General features: G+C 61.6%; 19 protein-coding genes and 2 tRNA genes. 11 read left to right on the top strand and 10 right to left on the bottom strand.

Annotation, left to right across the window (positions count from 1 at the left end; translation table 11 throughout):
- Nucleotides 1-2: 2 nt before the first annotated feature.
- From AC2FNL_RS08980 to AC2FNL_RS08955, 6 genes are all read right to left on the bottom strand, one after another.
- A tRNA-Glu gene (locus AC2FNL_RS08980) sits at nt 3-74 on the bottom strand.
- A gap of 24 nt (nt 75-98) precedes the next feature.
- Nucleotides 99-173, bottom strand: a tRNA-Glu gene (locus tag AC2FNL_RS08975).
- 109 nt (nt 174-282) lie between these two features.
- Nucleotides 283-2025: a single-stranded-DNA-specific exonuclease RecJ gene (recJ, locus tag AC2FNL_RS08970; protein WP_496833213.1), complete on the bottom strand. Its 1743-nt coding sequence runs from the start codon at nt 2023-2025 to the stop codon at nt 283-285.
- Between the two features lie 68 nt (nt 2026-2093).
- Nucleotides 2094-3077: a class II fructose-bisphosphatase gene (gene glpX / locus AC2FNL_RS08965; protein WP_170528222.1), complete on the bottom strand. Its 984-nt coding sequence runs from the start codon at nt 3075-3077 to the stop codon at nt 2094-2096.
- A 72-nt stretch (nt 3078-3149) separates the two neighbouring features.
- A complete protein-coding gene (locus tag AC2FNL_RS08960; RefSeq protein WP_170371483.1) occupies nt 3150-4436 on the bottom strand; it encodes a homoserine dehydrogenase in 1287 nt (428 codons plus the stop codon).
- Between the two features lie 131 nt (nt 4437-4567).
- Nucleotides 4568-4816, bottom strand: a complete 249-nt coding sequence (locus tag AC2FNL_RS08955) for a hypothetical protein (protein WP_170339166.1) — start codon at nt 4814-4816, stop codon at nt 4568-4570.
- A 100-nt stretch (nt 4817-4916) separates the two neighbouring features.
- On the opposite strand from AC2FNL_RS08955, the gene AC2FNL_RS08950 reads away from it, so the two are divergent.
- Nucleotides 4917-5504, top strand: coding sequence for a TetR/AcrR family transcriptional regulator (locus AC2FNL_RS08950; RefSeq protein ID WP_093961742.1), 588 nt, complete (start codon nt 4917-4919; stop codon nt 5502-5504).
- Nucleotides 5505-5535: 31 nt separating this feature from the next.
- Here the strand turns inward: AC2FNL_RS08950 and AC2FNL_RS08945 are convergent, their stop codons facing one another.
- Complete coding sequence (locus tag AC2FNL_RS08945) at nt 5536-6447, bottom strand: pirin family protein (protein ID WP_496833210.1); 912 nt, start codon at nt 6445-6447, stop codon at nt 5536-5538.
- Nucleotides 6448-6605: 158 nt separating this feature from the next.
- Between AC2FNL_RS08945 and AC2FNL_RS08940 the strand changes: the two genes are divergently transcribed.
- Complete coding sequence (locus AC2FNL_RS08940; RefSeq protein ID WP_496833208.1) at nt 6606-7076, top strand: hypothetical protein; 471 nt, start codon at nt 6606-6608, stop codon at nt 7074-7076.
- 3 nt (nt 7077-7079) lie between these two features.
- Here AC2FNL_RS08940 and AC2FNL_RS08935 read toward each other — a convergent pair whose 3' ends face one another.
- The 3 genes from AC2FNL_RS08935 to AC2FNL_RS08925 are packed head-to-tail and all read right to left on the bottom strand — an operon-like array spanning nt 7080 to nt 9875.
- Nucleotides 7080-7664 carry a TadE/TadG family type IV pilus assembly protein gene (locus AC2FNL_RS08935; RefSeq protein ID WP_093961744.1) on the bottom strand — a complete coding sequence of 195 codons (585 nt, stop codon included), beginning with the start codon at nt 7662-7664 and terminating at the stop codon, nt 7080-7082.
- Nucleotides 7651-8211 (bottom strand): TadE/TadG family type IV pilus assembly protein, encoded by a 561-nt coding sequence (locus tag AC2FNL_RS08930; RefSeq protein ID WP_093961745.1) that lies wholly within the window; start codon nt 8209-8211, stop codon nt 7651-7653. The genes AC2FNL_RS08935 and AC2FNL_RS08930 overlap by 14 nt, the downstream gene beginning before the upstream one ends.
- Entirely contained in the window at nt 8208-9875 is a 1668-nt protein-coding gene (locus AC2FNL_RS08925) for a Tad domain-containing protein (RefSeq protein ID WP_496833205.1), read from the bottom strand. The genes AC2FNL_RS08930 and AC2FNL_RS08925 overlap by 4 nt, the downstream gene beginning before the upstream one ends.
- A gap of 430 nt (nt 9876-10305) precedes the next feature.
- Between AC2FNL_RS08925 and AC2FNL_RS08920 the strand changes: the two genes are divergently transcribed.
- The 9 genes from AC2FNL_RS08920 to rpoD all read left to right on the top strand — a co-directional run bounded on the left by AC2FNL_RS08920 (nt 10306) and on the right by rpoD (nt 22374).
- On the top strand, nt 10306-11736 hold the full coding sequence (locus AC2FNL_RS08920) for a Glu/Leu/Phe/Val family dehydrogenase (RefSeq protein ID WP_093961747.1): 1431 nt from the start codon (nt 10306-10308) through the stop codon (nt 11734-11736).
- Nucleotides 11737-11829: 93 nt separating this feature from the next.
- On the top strand, nt 11830-12735 hold the full coding sequence (locus AC2FNL_RS08915; protein WP_496833203.1) for a hypothetical protein: 906 nt from the start codon (nt 11830-11832) through the stop codon (nt 12733-12735).
- Between the two features lie 134 nt (nt 12736-12869).
- Nucleotides 12870-14123: a sarcosine oxidase subunit beta family protein gene (locus tag AC2FNL_RS08910; RefSeq protein ID WP_170586151.1), complete on the top strand. Its 1254-nt coding sequence runs from the start codon at nt 12870-12872 to the stop codon at nt 14121-14123.
- Between the two features lie 53 nt (nt 14124-14176).
- A complete protein-coding gene (locus AC2FNL_RS08905) occupies nt 14177-14440 on the top strand; it encodes a sarcosine oxidase subunit delta (protein WP_005983905.1) in 264 nt (87 codons plus the stop codon).
- Nucleotides 14437-17370: a sarcosine oxidase subunit alpha family protein gene (locus AC2FNL_RS08900; protein ID WP_496833200.1), complete on the top strand. Its 2934-nt coding sequence runs from the start codon at nt 14437-14439 to the stop codon at nt 17368-17370. Before AC2FNL_RS08905 ends, AC2FNL_RS08900 begins: the two co-directional genes overlap by 4 nt.
- Nucleotides 17363-17908: a sarcosine oxidase subunit gamma gene (locus tag AC2FNL_RS08895; RefSeq protein ID WP_496833198.1), complete on the top strand. Its 546-nt coding sequence runs from the start codon at nt 17363-17365 to the stop codon at nt 17906-17908. Before AC2FNL_RS08900 ends, AC2FNL_RS08895 begins: the two co-directional genes overlap by 8 nt.
- Before the next feature lie 33 nt (nt 17909-17941).
- Nucleotides 17942-18238 (top strand): hypothetical protein, encoded by a 297-nt coding sequence (locus AC2FNL_RS08890; protein WP_170357503.1) that lies wholly within the window; start codon nt 17942-17944, stop codon nt 18236-18238.
- Nucleotides 18239-18318: 80 nt separating this feature from the next.
- Complete coding sequence (gene dnaG, locus AC2FNL_RS08885; RefSeq protein ID WP_496833196.1) at nt 18319-20271, top strand: DNA primase; 1953 nt, start codon at nt 18319-18321, stop codon at nt 20269-20271.
- A gap of 114 nt (nt 20272-20385) precedes the next feature.
- Nucleotides 20386-22374: an RNA polymerase sigma factor RpoD gene (rpoD, locus tag AC2FNL_RS08880; protein ID WP_093961753.1), complete on the top strand. Its 1989-nt coding sequence runs from the start codon at nt 20386-20388 to the stop codon at nt 22372-22374.
- Nucleotides 22375-22437: the final 63 nt, after the last annotated feature.

Here is a 22437-nt window from a genome sequence, read left to right as displayed (position 1 = left end):
GGCAGCCCGTAGGGGAATCGAACCCCTCTTTCCAGGTTGAAAACCTGGCGTCCTAACCGATAGACGAACGGGCCACGTCAGCATTGCCCAAGCACAAGTGGCAGCCCGTAGGGGAATCGAACCCCTCTTTCCAGGTTGAAAACCTGGCGTCCTAACCGATAGACGAACGGGCCACGCTGGCTTGTGGAGGGCCTTTTACGGATTACGCCCCCCACCCGCAAGACGAAAAACGCACGGCCAGGAAACTTTTTTGCGGGTCAAAAAAGGCATTGGCGTCAGCAGTCAATTTGCTTCGGCCGCGTCTTCCAGGCGCAACTGCACGCTTTGCCGGCCACCCCATGTGTTGACCTCGAGCCGACCGGCAAAATGGAACCGCGCGCCACCGTGATTTGACAGCCTTTCGCCCATCGGTCCGTCAAAGGCACCAAATGCAATCGCGTCCAGCCCACCGCCCATTCCGTCCGAGAGCGACAGCTTCAAATGGGTTTCTCCAACCCGCTTGGCAAAGCGGACCTGCAGGTCGGGCATTGCAAATCGAGGGGCAGGGGCCCCGGCGCCAAATGGGCCGGCCTGCTCAATCTTTTCGATCAGATCAACCGAGGCCGCCCCGGGCATCAGCGCGCCATCCAGCTTGAGGTCGGCCGGACCGGCTTGGCCCGCACCCTGTTTCGCCAGCAACTCCGAGAGCCGCTCCATCGCCGGTTCCAACTGGTCGCGCATCACGGTCAGACCTGCGGCCATCTTGTGACCGCCGCCTTTGACCAACAATCCCTCGGCGGCCAGCCGGTGGATTGATGCGCCAAGATCGACACCCGAGACCGAACGGCCTGAGCCTTTGCCCTCGTCACCGTCGAAACCAATCACGACGGCGGGACGGTTCGACGCCTCTTTCAGGCGGGCCGCCACGATCCCAACGACGCCGGGATGCCAGCCGTCACCTGCGGCCCACACCAGCGGCGCATCCAGTCCACGTTCTTCGGCCTGCGCCAGCGCCGCGGCGCGGACCGCGTTTTCGATGTCGCGTCGTTCGGTATTCAGGTCATCAAGGCGCCGGGACAAAGCCTCGGCTTCGGTCACCGAGTCGGTGCTGAGCAGCCGCGCGCCCAGGTCTGCCTGCCCAACCCGGCCGCCGGCATTGATGCGCGGCCCAAGCAGAAAACCCAGATGGTAGCTGTTGGGCGCCGAATCCATGCGGGCCACTTCGGACAGGGCGACCAGGCCAGGGCGTTGCCGTTGCCCCATCACTTTCAAACCCTGCTGAACCAGCGCCCTGTTGACCCCGATCAGGGGTGCCACGTCTGCCACGGTCGCCAGCGCGACCAAATCCAGCATCGCCATCAGGTCCGGGCCTTGGGCGTTGGCCTCGCGCAGTTGGCGTCCGGCCTCAACCAACATCAGAAAGACAACGGTTGCAGCGCACAGATGGGCCAGATCACCGCTCTCATCCTGGCGGTTGGGGTTCACCACCGCCACGCAATCCGGCAGCGTTTCGGCGCCCAGGTGGTGATCGAGAACAATCACATCGGCCCCCTTGGCTGCGGCAATTGCTTCGTGGCTGAGCGTGCCGCAGTCCACGCAGATGATCAGATCATGCGTTTCAGCAAGCTGGCTCATGGCGGGGGCGTTCGGGCCATAGCCCTCGTCGATACGATCGGGCACATACAAGGTCGCCTGACGCCCCATCTGCCTGAGCCAAACCAGCAACAGGGCTGCCGAGCTGCCACCGTCGACATCATAGTCGGCGAAAACGGCGATGCGCTGGTTGTCCCGCACCGCTTTCAGGAACCGCGTTGCGGCGATCTCCATGTCGCGCAGGCTGCGAGGATCGGGAAGAAGGTCGCGCAGTTTTGGAGACAGAAAGCTCTCGGCCTCCATCGGCGGGACACCGCGCCGTGCCAGCACTTGGCACAGGGGGCGGGGCAGGTCGGTCTGCTGGGCCAGCATCTCGGCGGCCCGATCCAATTCAGGTGATGGACCAATCCACTGGCGGCCCGTCAAAGACTGTTCAACACCCAGAAAGCTCAATCCACTTCTCCTAAAAAGGGCCGAATCCTGTCGGACCCGGCCCTTGAACGGTTGTGTCTGCGGGCCCCTCAGCCCTCGACATGCGGCCAAATGGGGGTGCGGTAGGACATGCGCCGCACCGATCCGGTTTTCGAGCGCATCAGCAGGGTCGTCGTCTCGACCCAACCAGGTTCCCGCTTGATCCGCGGCAGCAGCGACCCGCCAGTGACACCGGTCGCCGCAAAGATCACATCGGCAGTGACCATCTCGTCGCGGGCATAGACTCGATCCAGATCGGTAATACCAGCTTTGGCCGCCCGACCGCGTTCGTCATCATTACGGAACATCAGGCGTCCAAATATCTGGCCACCCATGCATTTCAGCGCGGCGGCCGCTAGAACGCCTTCGGGCGCGCCACCCTGGCCCATGTACATGTCGATGCCGGTCGTCTCGGACTCAGCGCAGTGCATGACGCCTGCAACGTCACCGTCGGTGATCAGGCGGATCGCAGCACCGGTTTCGCGCACCTCGGCGATCATCGCCTCATGGCGCGGACGTTCCAATATGCAAACTGTAATGTCCTCGGGAGTGCAGCCTTTGGCCTTGGCCAGCGCCTCGACCCTTTCCCGTGGGGACATGTCCAGTGTCACCACGTTCTCGGCGAAGCCGGGGCCGATCGCCAGCTTGTCCATGTAGACGTCCGGTGCGTGCAGCATCGAACCGCGCGGACCCATCGCGATGACGGTCAACGCGTTGGGCATATCCTTTGCGGTCAGCGTCGTACCCTCGAGCGGGTCCAGAGCGATGTCCACGCCGGGGCCGTTGCCGGTGCCGACCTCTTCGCCGATATACAGCATCGGCGCTTCGTCGCGTTCGCCTTCACCGATGACCACCACGCCAGCGATATCCAGCAGGTTCAGCTGTTCACGCATCGCATTGACCGCGGCCTGGTCGGCGGCTTTCTCGTCTCCGCGTCCGACCAGCGAGGCCGAGGCCAGAGCGGCCTGCTCAGCCACGCGCGCAAGTCCAAGGGACAGAAGGCGGTCGTTGAAATCGATTTTGGCAGCGCTCATGCGATGTAATCCTTTGGTAAAGCGAAGACGTCCTGACTGGCATAGCCTGCTCGTGGCGCAGGCCGCAAGGGTTCAAACCTGCTCGATACGCAGAGCTACGGGCTCGCCCGCAACCACATCCGTGGTGCGCAAGTCCTCCAACGCAACGTCCAGCGTGGCGCGTGTGGTCTTGTGCGTAACGATCAGTACCGGGGCCGTGTCCTCGGCATGTGCGTATTGGCGCATCCGGTCGATCGACACGCCGGCATTGCCCAGAATGGCGGCCACCTTGGCCAGCGCACCTGGTTTGTCCAACAATGCAAGGCGCAGATAATAAGGGGCGGGCAGGCCGGTGATTGCGGGCTTGGAGTCGACCAGTGACGTGGCTGGTTGACCAAAGGTGGAAATCCGCAGGCCCCGCGCTAGGTCACATACATCCCCCATCACCGCACTGGCCGTCGGGCCTTCGCCCGCGCCCGGTCCCCGCAAAACGATCTGTTCGACGGCGTCGCCCTCGATGACCACCATGTTGGTGCCGCCTTCCAGCTGCCCCAAAGGCGAGTCACTGGGTACCAGGCAGGGCTGCATCCGTTGTTCAAGCCCGCGCGGCGTGCGCTGCGCAACGCCCAGCAGCTTGATGCGGTAACCCATATCGTCGGCCTGATGGATGTCATCCAGGCTGATGTGCTGAATACCCTCGATCTCGATCCCATCGAAATTCGGCTTTGTTCCAAATGCGATCGAGGCCAACAGCGCCAACTTGTGCGCCGCGTCGATGCCGCCTACGTCCAAGTTCGGATCCGCTTCGAGATAGCCCAACTGAGCGCACTCCTCGAACAAGGCATTGTAGCCCAATCCCTGCGATTGCATTCGGGTCAGGATATAGTTGCAGGTGCCATTCATCACGCCCATGACGCGTTTGATGTCATTTCCGGCCAACCCTTCGGTCAGGGATTTTATGACTGGAATTCCACCGGCCACGGCAGCCTCGAACCGGATCACGCGGCCTGCGGCCTCGGCCTGTTCCGCCAATGCCTGGCCGTGAATGGCCAGCAGCGCCTTGTTTGCGGTGACCACATCCTTGCCGCTGGCCAATGCCGCCTCAACCGAGGCCTTTGCCGGGCCGTTTTCACCGCCCATCAGCTCGACGAACACATCGATGTCGTCTCGTTTGGCCAAGGCCACCGGGTCGGTTTCCCACGCGAAGCCGGACAGGTTCACCCCGCGATCTTTGGCGGCGTCGCGCGCCGAAACGGCAACGATCTCGATCGGTCGACCAGTGCGCGCTTGCAGCAATTCGGCATGACGGCGCACGATCTTGACGACGCCTACACCCACGGTTCCCAAGCCAGCAATTCCAAGCCGCAGCGCCTGTGTCATTCCGTGGGTTCCTTTCCGCTCGAAGTCAGCCTGTTGGACGCAAGTCCTTTGTCGGCTGCCATAGCTGGTTCAACGCGGCGGTGCAATCCGTCAGGGACAGAGTTGTTGCGCAGCGGGCGAGCGTACGGGGCTTACTGGGTCTCGGCGTTCTGGAGTGCCTGTGCCTTTTGCGACAGCCGCTCGGCCCGTTGTTCCAATTCTTCTTCCACGGCGGCTGCCTCGTTCACCGGGTCGACGGGCGGCACGTTGACCTGGGTCAACGGGATCAGCTTGGGGTAGGGCGCGGCCTTTACCGAGGCCGCTTCGCTTCCCTCCAACTCTGGAATATCTGCGCACGCGGCCAAGAGGAGCAGCGGCAGGATGACGGAAACAGCTTTCATTTCGCGACCCGAACAGTGAGGAACCTGAACGTGATGCACTTTTTGCATGAACGGTTCAAGCGGGGTTCTATATGAACGTACGTTCATATACGATGGATCCATGGCACGTACTCAAGGCTCTCATTCCGATATCACCGGGCCCCGTATCCGCGAGGCCGCCCTGGGATTGTTTGCACGGCATGGCTATGCCGCTGTTTCCATGCGTCAAATCGCGGGGGAGGTCGGGGTGCAGGCCGGTGCGCTCTACAATTACACTCCGGACAAGCAAAGCCTTCTGTTCCGCCTGATGCAGGACCACATGCAAGAGCTGCTGGCGGCCTATGAAGAGTTGGAACCACAGGCGGATGCATTGGGCGCCCTGCGGCAATTCGTGGGTTTCCACATCCGGTTTCACATGCAGCGACCGGACGAAGTGTTCATCGCGTACATGGAGCTGCGAAACCTGACGCCTGAAAACTTCGCCGAAATCGAAAAGCTGCGCCGGCGGTATGAAGATGCGTTGCAGAGCATCCTGCTGGCCGGCCAGAAGGACGGTCTGTTCTCGGTTCAGGATGCCAAAATCGCGACTCTGGCGGTGATTGCCATGCTGAATGGTGTCATGACGTGGTACCGGGCCGGTGGACGGCTGTCGCTGGACGAGGTCGAGCAGATTTATTGGGATATGGTACGCAAGGCGGTCGCGGCCTGACTGGCCGCGCCCTGTTACCGGCTGTTTGGAGTCAGTGCGCCGGCTTGATGAAAGTACCGTTGCGCAACTCCCGAAACGCCTGCTCGAGTTCGGCGCGCGTGTTCATCACGATCGGGCCATGCCATGCGACCGGTTCATTGATCGGCGCACCCGAGATCAACAGGAATCGTACACCTTCAGGCCCGGCCTGAACGGTTATTTCGTCTCCGGTACCAAACCGCACCAGCGTCCGGTTGCCCGACATGTCGCGAATGTTCAGCTCTTGCCCGGCGACTTCCTTCTCAAGCAGAACGCCGGTCGGTTGCGAGGCGTCGGCGAAAGCGGCCTGCCCATCGAAAACATAGGCGAAAGCACGGCGATAAGTATCTATCTTGAAGGTCTTTTTCACCCCTGCAGGAATCGATACGTCCAGGTATTGCGGGTCCGCGGCGATACCGTCCACCGGCCCGGTCTTACCCCAGAACTTGCCGACGATGACCCGCACCGTGGTGCCATCATCGTCGATCACTTCGGGAATGTCCTTGCCCTGAACGTCCTGGTATCGAGGAGCCGTCATTTTTTGAGCCGAGGGCAAGTTGCCCCACAGCTGAAACCCATGCATCTGCCCGGATGTGTTTCCCCTGGGCATTTCCTGATGCAGAATTCCGGACCCCGCCGTCATCCACTGGACGTCTCCGGCACCCAATTGGCCGCTGTTGCCCAGTGAGTCGCTGTGATCGACGGTTCCCGACAGCACGTAGGTGATAGTTTCAATGCCGCGGTGAGGGTGCCAGGGAAAGCCGGCCTGGTAGTCCTGCGGGTGCTCGTTGCGGAAGTCATCAAACAACAGGAATGGATCAAGTTCGGACGGATCCTGAAATCCAAAAGCGCGGTGAAGCTTTACGCCAGCGCCTTCCATCGTCGGAACGGCCTTGCGGGTTTCGAGTGTTGGTCTGAGCGACATGTGGATCTCCTGTCTCTGGACCCGTTATCTAATTTTCGCTGAAGTACGGTCAATTCGCGAGAAAGCACTGCCTCTGTGCAAAATTGCGCCGGGTGAGTCTTGGCCTGTTGCTTGTCGCTGAAAGCGGGTATGGGGGGCAGGCAAAGGCGGAGTTGGAAATGCAAGAAGACGTACTGGCAACGATTCAGGCTTCATCGGCACGGCGGTGGATGGGGGTGGGAATGCTCGTCACTGTGGGCGTGTTCGTGACTTATGTCGCCCTGGCCGCACCGCCAGCGCCGGAATGGCAGCTGTTCCTTTTCGTGGTCGGAGGTGGCGCGCTTTGGCTCGCGCATCGCGTCTGGCATGCGACAGCGGACCGGATCGAACTGACGCGCACGGAATTGCGCACGGGCAGCGGCAAGCTGATTGCCGAGGTTGGTGAAATCGAAGGGGTGGACCGGGGCGTATTCGCCTTCAAGCCGTCGAACGGGTTTCTGCTGACGACCCGTAGCAAACGGGGCAGGGCGTGGGCCCCGGGCCTTTGGTGGCGCGTCGGGCGACGTGTCGGCGTCGGCGGCATGACGTCCGCCGCCGAGACCAAGTTCCTGTCAGAAATGCTTTCTGCGATGCTGGCCGAGGGCGAATAAGCCTCAGCACCCGCCCGGTGCGTCGATCTTGTCGTAGACGCGCGGGTGGGTGAATACGAAATTGTCCATGGCAAATTCGTTTTCGCCGTATCCGATGCGGAAGGGACGGCGATAGAAGTCCTTCACTTCGACCAGGATCATCTTGCCGTTGTCCGGCATGATGGGCAGCTTGTCCCGGATTTCGCTGATGGTGCCATCTGTCCACGCCTCGAAGCTTTCGCCGCGAATACAGGACCATTGCACATAGTGCCGGTCATCCGGCAGGTCGAAGCGAAGGAACGAGATGCGCATCGACACGTCGGAGCGGTCCGACATCATCTGCTGCAGCAGGTCGTACAGCGTATCCATATAGGTTGCGTTGATGTCATTGCGTTCGCGGGAAATGACGTCGGCGATCGCATAAGACGCCTTGAGATTCCGCGAGCTCTGCTTGTACCCGTCGAAGAACGTATAGGACGCACACATGCCCCAGAAGAGCAGGGGATAGATCATCACGGCCTCGACACTGATCACGCCGGATTCCTTGCGGGAAAACCGTTTCAGATACCGGACAGCCAGCGAGAAGATTGAGCGATCAGGTCGGTTCATAGACAAACACCGTTGTTGCGTGCAGTTCGTACATACCGTTGGGCTTTTTCCGCGCGATGGCGCCCAGAATGGTGCCCCACCACAGCGGCTTTACCTCGACGCAGGCGCGGACGATCATCAGTTCGTCCGACGTGCCGGGCTCGAAGATCTGGCTGTTGCGGATCGTTGCCGGGGTATCGATGCAGTAGGGGTTGGGATCCAGCGTGGTCCCAATAAACGGGTCGACGCGGGTCATTTCCAGGATCAGGTTTTCCTTGCACTCAGGAATGTAGCCTGCCTTGTCGCAGACGATGTCCTTCAAAAGAGTGTGGGTCCAGCCGTCCTGAACGTTGGTGGTATACTTGTCCAGATTGTTCAGGCGAACGTCGCGGATCGTTTCGTCCAGTCCACGTTCAAGGTTGGCGTGGTTGAAGGCCCCGATCCCGACTTCGACGGCCGAATAGGTCGTCATGATGAAGATGGGGAACCAGAAGACGAACTCGATCGTCGCCATCCCATCTTCTTTCCGCCGGAACGTGCGGAATTTATGAAGCAAACGCTTGATCATTGGGTCAGCCTCAGATTGCGGATGGTCGATCCGATCGATGCAAATACGTCGACGATTTCGTCACCGGTCGCCTCGTAATAGGCGCCATCATCGCTTTTGCAGTCTTTCAGAAGGGCCTTGCCCTGATCGGGAGCTTCGAAAGCGATAGTGAAGACTACGATGCCATTGGCGCGAGCGGCGGCACACATTGCGCGCGCGCGCGGATCCTTGGTGCCCGACCCGATCGAAGTGACCGCGTTGTTGTACCAGGTGTTGCCCTTCGTGCTCCCCAGCGCTTCGCGGAACAGGTCGCGGATCGCGCGACGGGTCGTGCGCTCCCAGACCTGATCCCAAGTCAGGTTGACCGATGTCGCCGGGTCGCCATTGTTGTCCAGAACGGTGCGGGTCTCGCTTCTGCTGTAGTCAAAGTTGTAGCAGACGCCGCCGGACCGGTAGGTGCAGCGATAGACAGTATACTCGTCGTTGCCGTAGGGATCGTCCTGCCAGATCTCGCGACCCCAGTACCAACCCTTGCTGCTGTCCCATTCGGTATAGTCGACATCGTGCCAGAAGTACTTCTCGGTCTCGTAGTCATAGGTCGAATAGGTCGACTTTTTGGCATTCCACCACAGAATGGACGTACCCTCACGGTAGGGGTCGTTTACCATGTACTGAGTGGTGTTCGCGCCGTCCGTCATCAACACCAGAACCTTCATCGAGTCGTTACTGGAGTAGCTGTTGGGACGGGTAGCGAAGTCTGCAGGCACTTCGTCGCCCGCCAGACGTGCGATCACCGGCTGAATGCTTTCGTCAAGCAGGGCAAGGCCCCACTTCAGACCGACGTCGATCGAAGTGTTTCCGCCGGCCGTAAAGCTTTCGATGTGATCTTTGAGAACCTGCGGGTCCTTCTGCAGGACCGAGACCTCACGGTTGGCGAGTTCGTCACAGACTTCGCTGTAGACGTAGCCATTGCTGGGGCGCCGGTCATAGGTGCTCCACGGCGTGAAATGCAGTGTGCGTTGGCGGATCGTATCGGGGTCCAGCGCGGTGGTGTTGAACTCGCTGCTGGTGAAGTTGATGCAGTTTGCCCGGTTATTGGTGCCGGTCGTGCTGAATTCGTCCATCAGATAGTCGGGCAGCGACACCTGAGTTGCGTAGGGGATGATCGAGATCGACAGCTTCCCGTCCTCGGTCTTGTCCGCCATCTCTTGCACGAAGCTTTTGGCCGCCACTTTTAGGTTGGCCAGGCGATTGTAGCTGTTCATCGAGCCAGAGACGTCGAGAACCAAAGAAATCTCAACGTCATCAATGGCTTCTTCGGCAACGCTGGTTGCCGCGCTCACGATCGAGTCAACATCCCACCACTGCATGAAGTGCATGCCGACATCCATCTGGGCGCTCGCTTGGACCTTGCGGTAGCCTTCGATCGTAACGGCGGTCGCGCCGCAGACATTGGGTTCCACGATCGGGTCACCAACCAGGTACTGGTCCAAGCCTTCCTTCGCGAGGTAGTCGACGACCACGTCCTTGGGGCAAAGGTCCTGGTCCAGGTCGGCCGCCGCCAGTACGGCGCGGTCCAGAGCATATTGCAGGCGCGCACGTTCGCGATCGTACCGCATAACGTCCACGGCGAAGCCCGCCGCGGTGAAGATGATCATCAGAAGGAAGAGGGCGAAGATGGTCATCGTCCCGCTTTCCGAGGTCGCGAAAGACTCGACGGCGCCCCGGCAGCGGTCTGCGTGGCGCGGTTTCCCCGACCGTGTCGATGTCCATTCAAAATTGCGCATAACGAAATCCTTTTGCCGGCCAAAAGCAGCGAAGCCAGTTCTTCGGAACTTTAATAATTTAGATGTGGATCGTGGCGAGAATTGGGCGTGATCGTCACTATGGTGCTCTTTTTGAATGAAAAACGGCGGCAGTCTGGCCGGGAAGGGTGGCTTTGTTTCGTTGCTCGGGACAATTTCCGCAAATTGTAAACGTCCGCGACTCGGCTCGGATGGTCGAAACGCGCTGTTCATAAATTGATGAAAAAAAGTGCAAATCGCGATTGCAGCTGCTTGCCAAGGGTGCGACAAAACGTCATGACGCTCGACGTCAACCGGCATGGAGGATTTTATGACGGCCATCAAGGAACCCAGCTTTCGGGAGAGTGTAGATCTGATGTTCAACAGGGCGGCTGCCCTGATGGATCTTCCGCCCGGGCTTGAGGAAAAGATCCGGGTCTGCAATGCGACCTACACCGTTCGGTTTGGCGTGCGTCTGCGGGGGCAGATCCATACTTTCACCGGCTATCGCTCGGTTCACTCCGAGCATATGGAGCCGGTAAAGGGCGGTATCCGCTATGCGATGGCCGTGAACCAGGACGAGGTCGAAGCGCTTGCTGCGCTGATGACCTACAAATGCGCCTTGGTCGAGGCTCCGTTTGGCGGGTCCAAGGGCGGTCTGCGTATCGACCCGCGCAAATACGAAGAGCATGAGCTGGAGCAGATCACCCGTCGTTTTGCCTATGAGTTGGCCAAGCGCGACCTGATCAACCCGTCGCAGAACGTCCCGGCCCCCGACATGGGCACCGGCGAGCGTGAAATGGCATGGATGGCTGACCAGTATGCGCGGATGAACACCACAGACATCAACGCGCGGGCCTGTGTGACCGGTAAACCACTGAATGCTGGCGGCATCTCGGGCCGGGTCGAGGCGACGGGGCGTGGCATCCAGTACGCGTTGCGCGAGTTCTTCCGTCACCCCGAGGACGTCAAGAAAGCTGGCATGTCAGGCTCGCTGGACGGCAAGCGGGTCATCGTTCAAGGCCTGGGCAACGTGGGCTATCACGCGGCCAAGTTCCTGAGTGAGGAAGACGGCTCTCTGGTCGTTGGCATCATCGAGCGTGACGGTGCGATCTATAACCCCGAGGGGATCGACGTTGAGGCGGTTCACCAGTGGATCGTCAAACATGGCGGCGTGAACGGCTACCCTGATGCAACGCACACCGCCGAGGGCACTGCTGTGCTGGAAGAGGAGTGCGATATTCTGATCCCGGCAGCGTTGGAGGGCGTGATCAACCTGTCCAATGCCGAGCGCATCAAGGCGCCGCTGATCATCGAGGCCGCGAACGGCCCGGTGACCGCCGGGGCCGACGAAGTGCTGCGCAAGAAGGGCACCGTGATCATTCCCGACATGTACGCGAACGCCGGCGGTGTGACGGTCTCGTATTTTGAATGGGTCAAGAACCTCAGTCACATCCGTTTCGGCCGGATGCAGCGCCGTCAGGAAGAGGCGCGGCACGAGCTGATCGTGAAAGAGCTGGAACGGCTGGATCGCTATCTTGGCGATGCGTGGTCGATGTCTCCGGACTTCAAGGCCAAATACCTCAAGGGCGCGGATGAACTTGAGCTGGTGCGCTCGGGTCTGGATGACACGATGCGCATCGCCTACCAGGCCATGAGCGAGGTCTGGCATGATCGCGACGACGTGGATGACCTCCGCACCGCGGCTTACATCGTGTCCATTGACCGTGTAGCCAAGAGCTATCGGGCCAAGGGCCTCTGACGTATCAGAAACTGGGCAATCGGGCTTTGACAAAAAGTCCGGTTGCCGCACATCCTGCGCTGGAGTTCAGGCAGTGAAACCAGCGAGGATCTCATGCAAATTACCCGTTCATTAGCATGGGTCGCGGCGATTGGGTCCGCGACCTTGGCGCTTGCGACTGCCGCCATTGCCCAGCCCCGACAGGGCTGGACGCCGACTGTGGAAGGGTTGGCTGTCTATCAGGGCAGCGCCGATCTTGAGGACGGTGGTGATTTCAGCGCATCGCGCGCATTTCTGCGGGCAGGCGGCATTTACAGCTATGGAGACGGGTCCTTTGTGGGTTTGCTGGCGAGTTTCGGTCAGTTTTCTTACGATTTCGGGTTGCCCGGAACCCAGCCGTGGGACGACGTCCGCGACATTCGCCTGAGCGTTCCATTGCGCTTCGCTCTGGACAACGGGGCTGCGGTGATCGTTTCGCCCCAGTTGAGATGGGACTACGAGACCGGCGCCAGTGCCTCGGACGGCTTCACCTATGGTGCCTTCGCCGGCATTTCATGGGCGGTGAACCCCAATCTGCGCATCGGCCCGGCATTTGGCGTGTTCTCCGAGGTTGGAACGAATGACCTCGAAGTCTTTCCCGCGCTTCTGGTCGACTGGACCTTTGCCGAGCGCTGGCGTCTGAGCACCGGGAGCGCGCTGGGGGCCACTCAAGGCCCCGGCGTCACATTGGAGTACAAGGCTTCGGAAAGTGTCAGCGTCGGGCTTGCCGTTCGGTCCGAGAGGGTCCGCTTTCAGCTGAACGATAACGGGTTGGCTCCGGGCGGCGTGGGCGAGGACAGCAGCATTCCGGTGGTTCTGTCGGTTGAATACGCGCCCAACCCCGGAGTTTCGCTTTCGGCATTTGCGGGCGCCGAGTTTAACGGCGAGTTGCGCTTGGACAATGCAGCGGGGCAGGAAGTCAGCCGGCAGGGCTATGATACCGCTCCGATCGTTGGCTTTGCCTTCCGTCTGCGGTTCTGAGGGCGAATTCGTTTGCGTCCGGTTTGGTCGCGCGTTGACAAGTTCTTGTCGAAAACGGATGCGGAGCCCCGAGCCCGGATTGCTACTCCTGTTGGAAGTTGGTTTGATGCCAGCAAACCCGCAGGGAGATCTGAATGCGCTTTTCCGGCTTACGCGTCCTGAAGGAAGGACTGACGGGCAACAAGGGTTGGACGGCGCATTGGCGTGATCCCGAGCCCAAAGCCGAGTACGACATCGTCATTATCGGCGGTGGGGGGCACGGCCTCAGCACCGCGTATTATCTGGCGAAAGAGCACGGACTGACAAATGTCGCCGTGCTAGAAAAGGGCTATATCGGCGGCGGCAATGTGGGGCGCAACACGACGATCGTGCGCGCGAACTATTTTCTGCAAGGAAATTCCGAGTTCTATTCGCATTCCCTCAAGCTGTGGGAGGGGTTGGAAGAGGACCTGAACTACAACGTGATGCATTCGCAGCGGGGCATCATCAACCTGTTCCATTCGGACGGGCAGCGGGACGCAGCCGCGCGGCGGGGCAACATGATGATCAGCCAGGGCGACGATGCCATCCTGTTGGACCGCGATGCGCTGCGCGAGATGCTGCCCTATCTGAACTATGACGATCTGCGCTTTCCCATCTATGGCGGCCTGTATCATCCGCGCGGCGGCACGGCCCGGCATGATGCCGTGGCCTGGGGCTATGCCCGCGGGGCGGATCAGCGCGGGGTGGATCTGATCCAGAATTGCGAGGTCACCGGAATCGACATCGAAAACGGCGCCGTGCGCGGGGTGCAGACGACGCGCGGGGCGATCCGGGCCAAGAAGGTAGGGATCGTGGTTGCGGGCCGTTCGGGGCTTGTTGCCGGCATGGCCGGGATGCGCTTGCCGATCGAAAGCCACGTGCTGCAGGCCTTCGTGACCGAGGGGCTGAAGCCTTGCATCGACCATGTTGTGACGTTCGGCATGGGGCATTTCTACATCAGCCAATCCGACAAGGGTGGGCTGGTGTTCGGCGGCGACCTGGATTTCTATGCTTCCTACGCGGCGCGGGGCAATCTGCCCACGGTCGAAAGCGTGATGGAGGCCGGCGTGGCCCTGATGCCGATGATCGGCAAGGCCCGGGTGCTGCGGTCTTGGGGCGGGATCATGGACATGTCGCCGGACGGATCGCCGATCATCGACCGCACGCATATCGACGGGCTGTACCTGAACTGCGGCTGGAACTACGGCGGGTTCAAGGCGGTTCCGGGCTCGGGCAACGTGTTTGCCCACCTGATGGCCACCGACCGCTACCACGAGAACGCGACAGGGTTCCGCCTGGATCGTTTCCGCACCGGGCGCGGGATCATCGATGAAGAGGGCAAGGGCTCTCAGCACAATCTGCATTAGGGGCGGGCCGGTATGTTTCGTTCGAATACTTGTGAAATCCAGGAGGCGCGGCGATGAGGATCACCTGTCCGTATTGCGGCGAGCGTGACCGCCGCGAGTTCTACTATCGCGGGGCCGCCGTCGATCTGGACCGGCCCGCCCCGGATGCCGGGCCGGAGGCTTGGGACGATTTCGTCTATCTGCGCGACAACCCGGCGGGCGAAACGCGGGACCTGTGGTATCACGAGGGCGGCTGCGGCGCATGGATCGTCGTGACCCGAAACACGCTGACCCACGAAATTTCGGCGACCGAACCTGCGTCCGGGGGCAAGCGATGAGGGTCGCGGACAGGGGCCTGATCGACCGCGGCACTTCGGTCGAATTTTCCTTTGACGGCATCCGGTATTCGGGCTTTCAGGGCGACACGCTGGCCTCGGCGCTGCTGGCCAATGGCGTGCGCTTGATGGGGCGGTCGTTCAAGTATCATCGCCCGCGCGGCGTCCTGACCGCCGGCAGCGAAGAGCCGAACGCGCTGGTCACCATCGGCCGAGGCGCCGCGCAGGACCCCAATGTCCGGGCCACGATGCAAGAGATCTATCCGGGCCTCGAGGCGCGCAGCCAGAACCGCTGGCCCAGCCTGAATTTCGACGTGATGGCGGTGAACGATCTGGCCGCGCCCTTCTTGGGGGCGGGCTTCTACTACAAGACTTTCATGTGGCCCCGCAGCTTCTGGGAGAAGCTGTACGAACCGATGATCCGCCGCGCCGCGGGGTTGGGCGCGCTGTCCGGGCAAGCCAACGCCGACACGTATGAAAGCGCCTATGCCTTCTGCGACCTGCTGGTGATCGGGGCTGGTCCGGCGGGTTTGATGGCCGCCTTGACGGCCGGCCGAGCCGGGGCGGATGTCATTCTGGCCGACGAAAGCAACCAGATGGGCGGGCGGCTGCTGGCCGAGACGCTCGAGGTGGATGGCAAGCCGGGTCACGTTTGGGTAGACGAGGTTCTGGCTGAACTGCGGGCGATGGAGAATGTGCGGCTGATGACCCGCACGACGATTGCCGGGGCCTACGATCAGGGCACCTTTGCCGCGCTCGAACGGGTCTTGCACCACACGGGCGACCGCCCCGCCGGTGCGCCGCTGGAAACATATTGGAGGATCGCCGCCCGGCGCTCGGTTCTGGCGGCCGGGGCGCTGGAGCGCCCGGTGGCGTTTCGCGACAATGACCGGCCCGGCATCATGACCGCCGGGGCCGTGCGGGCCTATCTGAACCGCTGGGGCGTCGCGGCCGGCCGGAGTGTCACAGTCTTCGGCAACACCGATGACATTCACCGGACGGCCCGCGACCTGCTCGCCGCAGGTGTCCACGTGGCCGCCGTGATCGACAGCCGCCATGACGGGCCGGTGTCGACGGACTATCCGGTGCTGCGCGGGGCGCAGGTCTGTGGCAGCTCGGGGCGCAAGGGGCTGGAGTCGATCACCGTGCGCCGCGCCAGCGGAGAAGAGCGCATTCAGACCGATTGCCTGGCGATGACTGGCGGATGGAACCCCTCGGTCCACCTGACCTGCCACATGAACGGTCGACCGACTTGGCGGCGTGACATTGCCGCCTTCGTGCCCACGCCGGGCGCCGTGCCCGGGATGCGCACGGCCGGGGCCTGCAACGGCGCGTTCTCCACCTGCGCCTGTCTGCGCGAGGGCATTTCGGCTGCGACCGAGGCGCTGGGTGATCTGGGCCTCAAGTCGCCCAAGCCCGAGCCGCCGCCGGCCGAGGATCAGCCCTATGAAATCGCGCAACTGTGGGCGGTGCCGGGCAAGGGGCGCGCGTGGCTGGATTTCCAGAACGACGTGACCGTCAAGGACGTCAAGCAGGCCGCGACCGAGAATTTCCGCTCGGTCGAGCACATGAAGCGTTATACCACGCAGGGCATGGCCACCGATCAGGGCAAGAACTCGAATGTCGCGGCGCTGGCCGTGCTGGCGGATGCCACCGGGCGCGCGATCCCCGAGACCGGAACCACCACCTTCCGCCCGCCTTACGCCCCGATCGCCATTGCCGCGCTGGGCGCGGGGGCCGAGGGGGCGGGGTTCAAGCCACAGCGCTTCACCACCTCGCACAAGGCGTCGGTGGCGCGCGGAGCGCCGATGGTCGAGGCCGGGCTGTGGTACCGGCCCAGCTATTTCCCGCAGCCGGGCGAGACCACATGGCGCCAATCCTGCGACCGTGAAGTGCAGATGGTGCGCACGGCGGTCGGCGTGTGCGATGTCTCGACGCTGGGCAAGATCGACATTCAGGGGCGCGACGCCGCGCAGTTTCTGGATTTCGTCTATACCAACACGTTTTCGACGCTGAAGGTCGGGCGCGTGCGCTATGGGCTGATGCTGCGCGAGGACGGGTTCGTCATGGATGACGGCACCACCGCGCGTTTGGGTGACAGTCATTTCCTGATGACCACCACGACCGCCGCCGCGGGCGACGTGATGAAACATCTGGAATTCGTGCGCCAAGGTCTGCGGCCCGATTGGGACGTGACACTGGTTTCAGTGACGGAACAATGGGCGCAATTCGCCGTGGCCGGCCCCAAATCGCGCGAGGTGCTGAACGGCGTTCTGGACACCCCATTGGATGATGCCGTGTGGCCGTTCATGGCCTGTGGGCCGGTTTCTGTTCTCGGGGTGCCGGGGCGTCTGTTCCGGATCTCGTTCTCGGGCGAACACGCCTATGAGATCGCCGTGCCTGCGCGGTATGGGGCCAGTTTGTTCGACATTCTGACCCAACGGGCCGAGGCGCTGGGCGGCGGCCTGTATGGGATGGAGGCGCTGAACGTCCTCCGGATCGAGAAGGGGTTCATCACCCATGCCGAAATCCACGGGCGAACCACGGCCTATGACATCGGGATGGGCCGGATGGTGTCGCAGAAAAAGGACTGCATCGGCAAAACCATGTCGGAACGCCCGGGGCTTGAGGAGCCGGGGCGCGAGCGGTTGGTCGGGCTCAAACCCATCGGGGAAAGCCGCCAGTTGCTGGCCGGCGCCCATCTGTACAACGAAGAGGACGCGCCGGTGCGTACCAACGATCAGGGCTATGTGACCTCGGTCTGCTACTCGCCGACGCTGGGCAGCATGCTGGGGCTGGCGTTTCTGGCCGATGGCCCCGACCGTCATGGCGAGATCGTCAAAATGGTCGATCACCTGCGCGGCGTGACCACGCTGTGCGAGGTGACGGACCCGGTGTTCTTTGATCCAGAGGGAGAGCGTGTGCGTGGATAAGATGATTGCCCGGACCCCGTGTGACGGGCTGCTGCCGCTGACCATCGGAACGGTCTCGGTCACCGAGGTCGACCCGGACGCGATACATGCGGTTTCGGCCTTTCAAGGGCAGACCAATGCATTGTCCGAGGCGATGAAGTCGGCGCATGGCATGGCGCTGCCGGCCCCAAACCGCGCCACCGGGAAGTCGGGCGCGCGGGCCATCTGGTTCGGCCCGGGTCAGGTCATGCTGATCGGCCCCGCACCAGATCCTTCGCTGTCCGCCTATGCCGCGGTCGTCGACCAGTCTGATGCCTGGGCCGTGGTGCGGCTTGAGGGCGACGGGGCCGAGGATGTTCTGGCCCGTCTGGTTCCCGTTGATCTGCGCCCGCAGAACTTCAAGCGCGGACATACGGCGCGCACGCTCCTGTTCCACATGACCGCGTCGATCACTCGGGTTAGCGAGAAAGCCTTTCAGATCATGGTGTTCCGGTCGATGGCCACATCGTTGGTTCATGATCTGCAGAGGGCAATGGAAGGTGTGGCAGCACGCGGTTAGACTGTTGCAAAGAACTGATTCCAAGGGGACCTTATGCTGCGCATCGCACTTGCCGCCACTCTGCTTGCCACACCGCTGGCTGCCGCTGAAACCAAGGAACAAAGCTGCCGCTATCAAGCAGACGTTGTGGCGGCGGTTCAAAAAGCCCGTCTTGATCGCGTGAAAGAACGGGACGTTCCTGAAGCGGTGGCCGAGGCCGGCCCGACCTGGCCCGAGAACTACAACGCCGCAATCCCGTTGATCACCCCGTGGGTCTATGAGCAGAAGATGCGCGATATCCGCAAAAAAGACCTCGGTGCCGCCTGGATGGAGCTGTGCCTGCAGCAGTAATCCACAGGGCCGCGAATTGGCTGTGGACAAAGGCCTGCCGTGCCCTTGGCGGGCGGCCTGGTTTCTGCCATGTATGAAGCATGTCATTGCCCCCTGGATTTCTGGATGAGCTGCGCACCCGTCTGAGCCTGTCTCAGGTCGTCGGGCGCAAGGTCATGTGGGACAACCGCAAGTCCAATCCGGGCAAGGGCGACATGTGGGCGCCATGCCCGTTCCATCACGAAAAGACGGCCTCGTTCCATGTGGATGACCAAAAGGGGTTCTATTACTGCTTCGGGTGCCATGCCAAGGGCGACGCGATCAGCTTCGTGAAGGAAACCGAGAACGTCTCGTTCATGGAAGCTGTCGAAATTCTGGCGCGCGAGGCCGGATTGCCGATGCCCGCGCGCGATCCCAAGGCGCAGGAAAAGCAGGACCATCGGGCGCAATTGGCCGATGTCATGGAGCAGGCGGTGCAGTTCTTCCGCCTGCAACTCAAGACCGGGGCAGGGGCCGAGGCGCGCGCCTATCTGGACCGCCGCGGTCTGGACGCTCAGGCGTTGGAACGCTGGGAAATCGGGTTTGCACCCGACGGCTGGCAGGCGTTGTGGGACCATCTGCGCGGCAAGAACGTGACCGAGGACCTGATCCTGGGCGCCGGTCTGGCCAAGCCGTCGAACAAGGGCAAAAAGCCCTATGACACCTTCCGCAACCGCATCATGTTCCCGATCCGCGATCCGCGCGGCCGGTGCATCGCGTTCGGCGGGCGGGCGATGGACCCCAACGACAACGCCAAATATCTGAACTCGCCCGAGACCGCGCTGTTCGACAAGGGGCGAAGCCTGTACAACCACGGACCGGCCCGTCAGGCGGCGGGCAAGGGGCAACCGCTGATCGTGGCCGAGGGCTATATGGATGTGATCGCCCTGTCCGAGGCAGGCTTCGGCGCCGCCGTCGCGCCGCTGGGCACCGCGATCACCGAACACCAGTTGCACATGCTGTGGCGCATCGCCGATGAGCCGATCATCGCGCTGGATGGCGACACTGCCGGCCTGCGCGCGGCGATGCGGGCCATCGACCTGGCGCTGCCCCTGCTGGTGGCCGGCAAGTCTCTGCGGTTCGCCCTGATGCCCGAGAGCAAGGATCCCGACGATCTGCTGCGCGCCGAAGGCCCGGAGGCGGTTCAGGCGGTGCTGGACGCGGCCATTCCGATGGTGCGGCTTTTGTGGCGGCGCGAGACCGAGGGCAAAGTGTTCGACAGCCCCGAGCGCAAGGCGGCCCTCGACAAGGCGCTGCGCGAAAAGATCCAACTGATCCGCGATCCTTCGATCCGGTCGCACTACGGGCAGGAAATCAAGGATCTCCGCTGGCAACTTTTCCGCCCGCAGCGGCAAGGGGCAGGGGCTCGAAACTGGCAGCCGAGGGGCAAATGGCAACCGCCAAAACCGTCGGCAACGCCGGATGCGCGGGCCTCGTTCCTTGCGTCCTCGGAGAATGCGGATATCCAGCTGCGTGAAGCGGCAATCCTTGCGATTGCAATCCTGAACCCCGAGGTCGTCGTTCAATTCGAGCACCAACTGGAAGAGATGGAATGCCTGAACACCGATCACGCGGCCCTGCGCGATGCAATCCTGCGGCACGCGATCGACGATCCCGACAACCTGAAAGAGCACATTGTTCAGTCTTTGGGGCCGGCCCCTCTTGAAAATCTGCTGGCCCTTCGCCATGTCGCTGTAATCCCCTGTGTGCACAAACCGGGCGACGTCGAAAAGGCACAGATGACTCTGGCCGAGGAACTCGCAAAAATCAAAGCGCTCCGGGGGCTGGATGCCGAGATTGCCGAAGCCGAAGAGGAGTTGTCCGATCTGGCGGACGAAGCATTAACGTTCCGGTTGGCCCAGGCCGCTGAAGAACGCAACCGCGCAAGCCGCAGCCAGAACGAGGACAGGGCCGTTTTCGACATTGCTGACAACGGGGCGCGAATCAATCGTGACGAGAAAGACGCGTTTCAGGCGATCATGTCCGGCATCAAGTTCGAGCGGAAACGCCGCTGAAGTGGTGTTTTCATAAAGCACTGGAAAAGAAAAACGGGTAAACGGGTGGCCGAATCACTTCTACGCGCTAATGATTCGGTTCCATCGAATCACCCATCCCTGCAGGAGCACTGAATGGCCGCCAAGGATACCAACGAGGAACGGAAGTCCGACGACCAGGAACAGGAAATCTCGCTGGACATGAGCCAGGCCCAGGTCAAGAAGATGATCGCCGAGGCTCGCGAGAAAGGCTACATCACTTACGATCAGCTCAACCAGGTCCTGCCGCCGGATCAGGTCAGTTCGGAACAGATCGAGGACGTCATGTCGATGCTGTCCGAGATGGGCATCAACATCATCGAAGACGAAGAGGCCGAAGAGGAAGAGCAGAAGGGCTCGACCGATCTGGTCACCACCGACAGCAACCGTGAGGTTGCGCTGGCCGGTGCACAAACCGAAAAGCTGGACCGGACCGATGACCCGGTGCGCATGTATCTGCGCGAGATGGGGTCGGTCGAACTGCTGAGCCGCGAGGGCGAAATCGCCATCGCGAAACGGATCGAAGCCGGTCGCAACACCATGATCCTCGGGCTTTGCGAAAGTCCGCTGACCTTCCAGGCGATCTCGATCTGGCATGACGAATTGTTGTCCGAGGACATCCTGCTGCGTGACGTCATCGATCTGGAAGCGACGTTCGGCAATCAGATGGACGAGGATGGCGACGTAGAAGAGCCGGTGGTGGATACCTCGGCCGTAGCGGCCGCCAAGCCCGCCAAGGACACAGGTCCTGAACTGGATGCCGACGGCAACCCGATCGCCAACGACGATGACGATGACGAAGACGATCAGGCGAACATGTCGTTGGCTGCGATGGAAGCGGCGCTGAAAGATCAGGTTCTGACTCAGCTTGAGCGGATCTCGACGGATTTCGCAAAGCTGTCGGAAATGCAGGACAGCCGGATCTCGGCAACTCTGAACGAGGATGGGTCGTTCAGCGACAAGGATGAGCAGACCTATCAAAAGCTGCGCGCCGAGATCGTTGAACTGGTGAATGGCCTGCATCTGCACAACAACCGGATCGAAGCTCTGATCGATCAGTTGTACGGCATCAACAAACGGGTGATGTCACTGGACAGCGCCATGGTGAAGCTGGCCGATCAGGCCCGCATCAACCGCCGTGAGTTCATCGAAGCCTATCGTGGACGCGAACTGGATCCGAACTGGCTGTCGGAGATGGCCGAAAAGCCGGGCCGGGGCTGGCAAATGTTCATCGAACGCTCGTCCGACAAGGTCGAGGAACTGCGCAACGACATGGCTCAGGTGGGCCAGTATGTCGGTCTGGACATCAGCGAGTTCCGCCGCATCGTCCAGCAGGTTCAGAAGGGCGAGAAAGAGGCGCGTCAGGCCAAGAAGGAAATGGTCGAGGCCAACCTGCGCCTGGTGATCTCGATCGCAAAGAAATACACCAACCGTGGCCTGCAATTCCTTGATCTTATTCAGGAAGGTAACATTGGCTTGATGAAGGCGGTGGACAAGTTCGAATACCGCCGTGGCTACAAGTTCTCGACCTATGCGACCTGGTGGATCCGTCAGGCGATCACGCGCTCGATCGCGGATCAGGCGCGCACCATCCGTATTCCGGTGCACATGATCGAGACGATCAACAAGCTGGTGCGGACCGGCCGCCAGATGCTGCACGAGATCGGACGCGAGCCGACGCCGGAAGAACTGGCCGAAAAGCTGCAGATGCCGTTGGAAAAGGTCCGCAAGGTGATGAAAATCGCCAAGGAGCCGATCAGTCTGGAAACTCCGATCGGGGACGAGGAAGACAGTCAACTGGGCGATTTCATCGAGGACAAGAATGCCGTGCTGCCGCTGGACAGCGCCATTCAGGAAAACCTCAAGGAAACCACCACGCGTGTACTGGCCTCGCTCACCCCGCGCGAAGAGCGGGTTCTGCGGATGCGTTTCGGCATCGGCATGAACACCGACCACACGCTGGAAGAGGTTGGTCAGCAGTTCAGCGTGACGCGCGAACGTATCCGGCAGATCGAAGCCAAGGCGCTGCGCAAGCTGAAACATCCCAGCCGAAGCCGAAAGCTGCGGTCCTTCCTGGATCAGTGATCAAAAAGGCGCCTCGACCGAGGCGCCTCTTTTCATTTGCACGGCGGTTTGGTTCACGACGGC

This window comes from Ruegeria sp. CRTD044, from assembly GCF_059613485.1.
This window is presented reverse-complemented; position numbering and strand designations above follow the sequence as displayed.

Excerpts from the sequence above, each read along its gene's own strand:
- AC2FNL_RS08915 (WP_496833203.1), top strand. The coding sequence starts at position 11,830 with ATGCAAATTACCCGTTCATTAGCATGGGTCGCGGCGATTGGGTCCGCG.
- AC2FNL_RS08925 (WP_496833205.1), bottom strand. The coding sequence starts at position 9,875 with ATGACCATCTTCGCCCTCTTCCTTCTGATGATCATCTTCACCGCGGCG.
- AC2FNL_RS08955 (WP_170339166.1), bottom strand. The coding sequence starts at position 4,816 with ATGAAAGCTGTTTCCGTCATCCTGCCGCTGCTCCTCTTGGCCGCGTGC.
- AC2FNL_RS08935 (WP_093961744.1), bottom strand. The coding sequence starts at position 7,664 with ATGAACCGACCTGATCGCTCAATCTTCTCGCTGGCTGTCCGGTATCTG.
- AC2FNL_RS08950 (WP_093961742.1), top strand. The coding sequence starts at position 4,917 with ATGGCACGTACTCAAGGCTCTCATTCCGATATCACCGGGCCCCGTATC.
- AC2FNL_RS08890 (WP_170357503.1), top strand. The coding sequence starts at position 17,942 with ATGCTGCGCATCGCACTTGCCGCCACTCTGCTTGCCACACCGCTGGCT.
- AC2FNL_RS08920 (WP_093961747.1), top strand. The coding sequence starts at position 10,306 with ATGACGGCCATCAAGGAACCCAGCTTTCGGGAGAGTGTAGATCTGATG.
- AC2FNL_RS08910 (WP_170586151.1), top strand. The coding sequence starts at position 12,870 with ATGCGCTTTTCCGGCTTACGCGTCCTGAAGGAAGGACTGACGGGCAAC.
- AC2FNL_RS08960 (WP_170371483.1), bottom strand. The coding sequence starts at position 4,436 with ATGACACAGGCGCTGCGGCTTGGAATTGCTGGCTTGGGAACCGTGGGT.
- AC2FNL_RS08940 (WP_496833208.1), top strand. The coding sequence starts at position 6,606 with ATGCAAGAAGACGTACTGGCAACGATTCAGGCTTCATCGGCACGGCGG.
- dnaG (WP_496833196.1), top strand. The coding sequence starts at position 18,319 with ATGTCATTGCCCCCTGGATTTCTGGATGAGCTGCGCACCCGTCTGAGC.
- AC2FNL_RS08905 (WP_005983905.1), top strand. The coding sequence starts at position 14,177 with ATGAGGATCACCTGTCCGTATTGCGGCGAGCGTGACCGCCGCGAGTTC.
- AC2FNL_RS08900 (WP_496833200.1), top strand. The coding sequence starts at position 14,437 with ATGAGGGTCGCGGACAGGGGCCTGATCGACCGCGGCACTTCGGTCGAA.
- AC2FNL_RS08930 (WP_093961745.1), bottom strand. The coding sequence starts at position 8,211 with ATGATCAAGCGTTTGCTTCATAAATTCCGCACGTTCCGGCGGAAAGAA.
- AC2FNL_RS08945 (WP_496833210.1), bottom strand. The coding sequence starts at position 6,447 with ATGTCGCTCAGACCAACACTCGAAACCCGCAAGGCCGTTCCGACGATG.
- glpX (WP_170528222.1), bottom strand. The coding sequence starts at position 3,077 with ATGAGCGCTGCCAAAATCGATTTCAACGACCGCCTTCTGTCCCTTGGA.
- rpoD (WP_093961753.1), top strand. The coding sequence starts at position 20,386 with ATGGCCGCCAAGGATACCAACGAGGAACGGAAGTCCGACGACCAGGAA.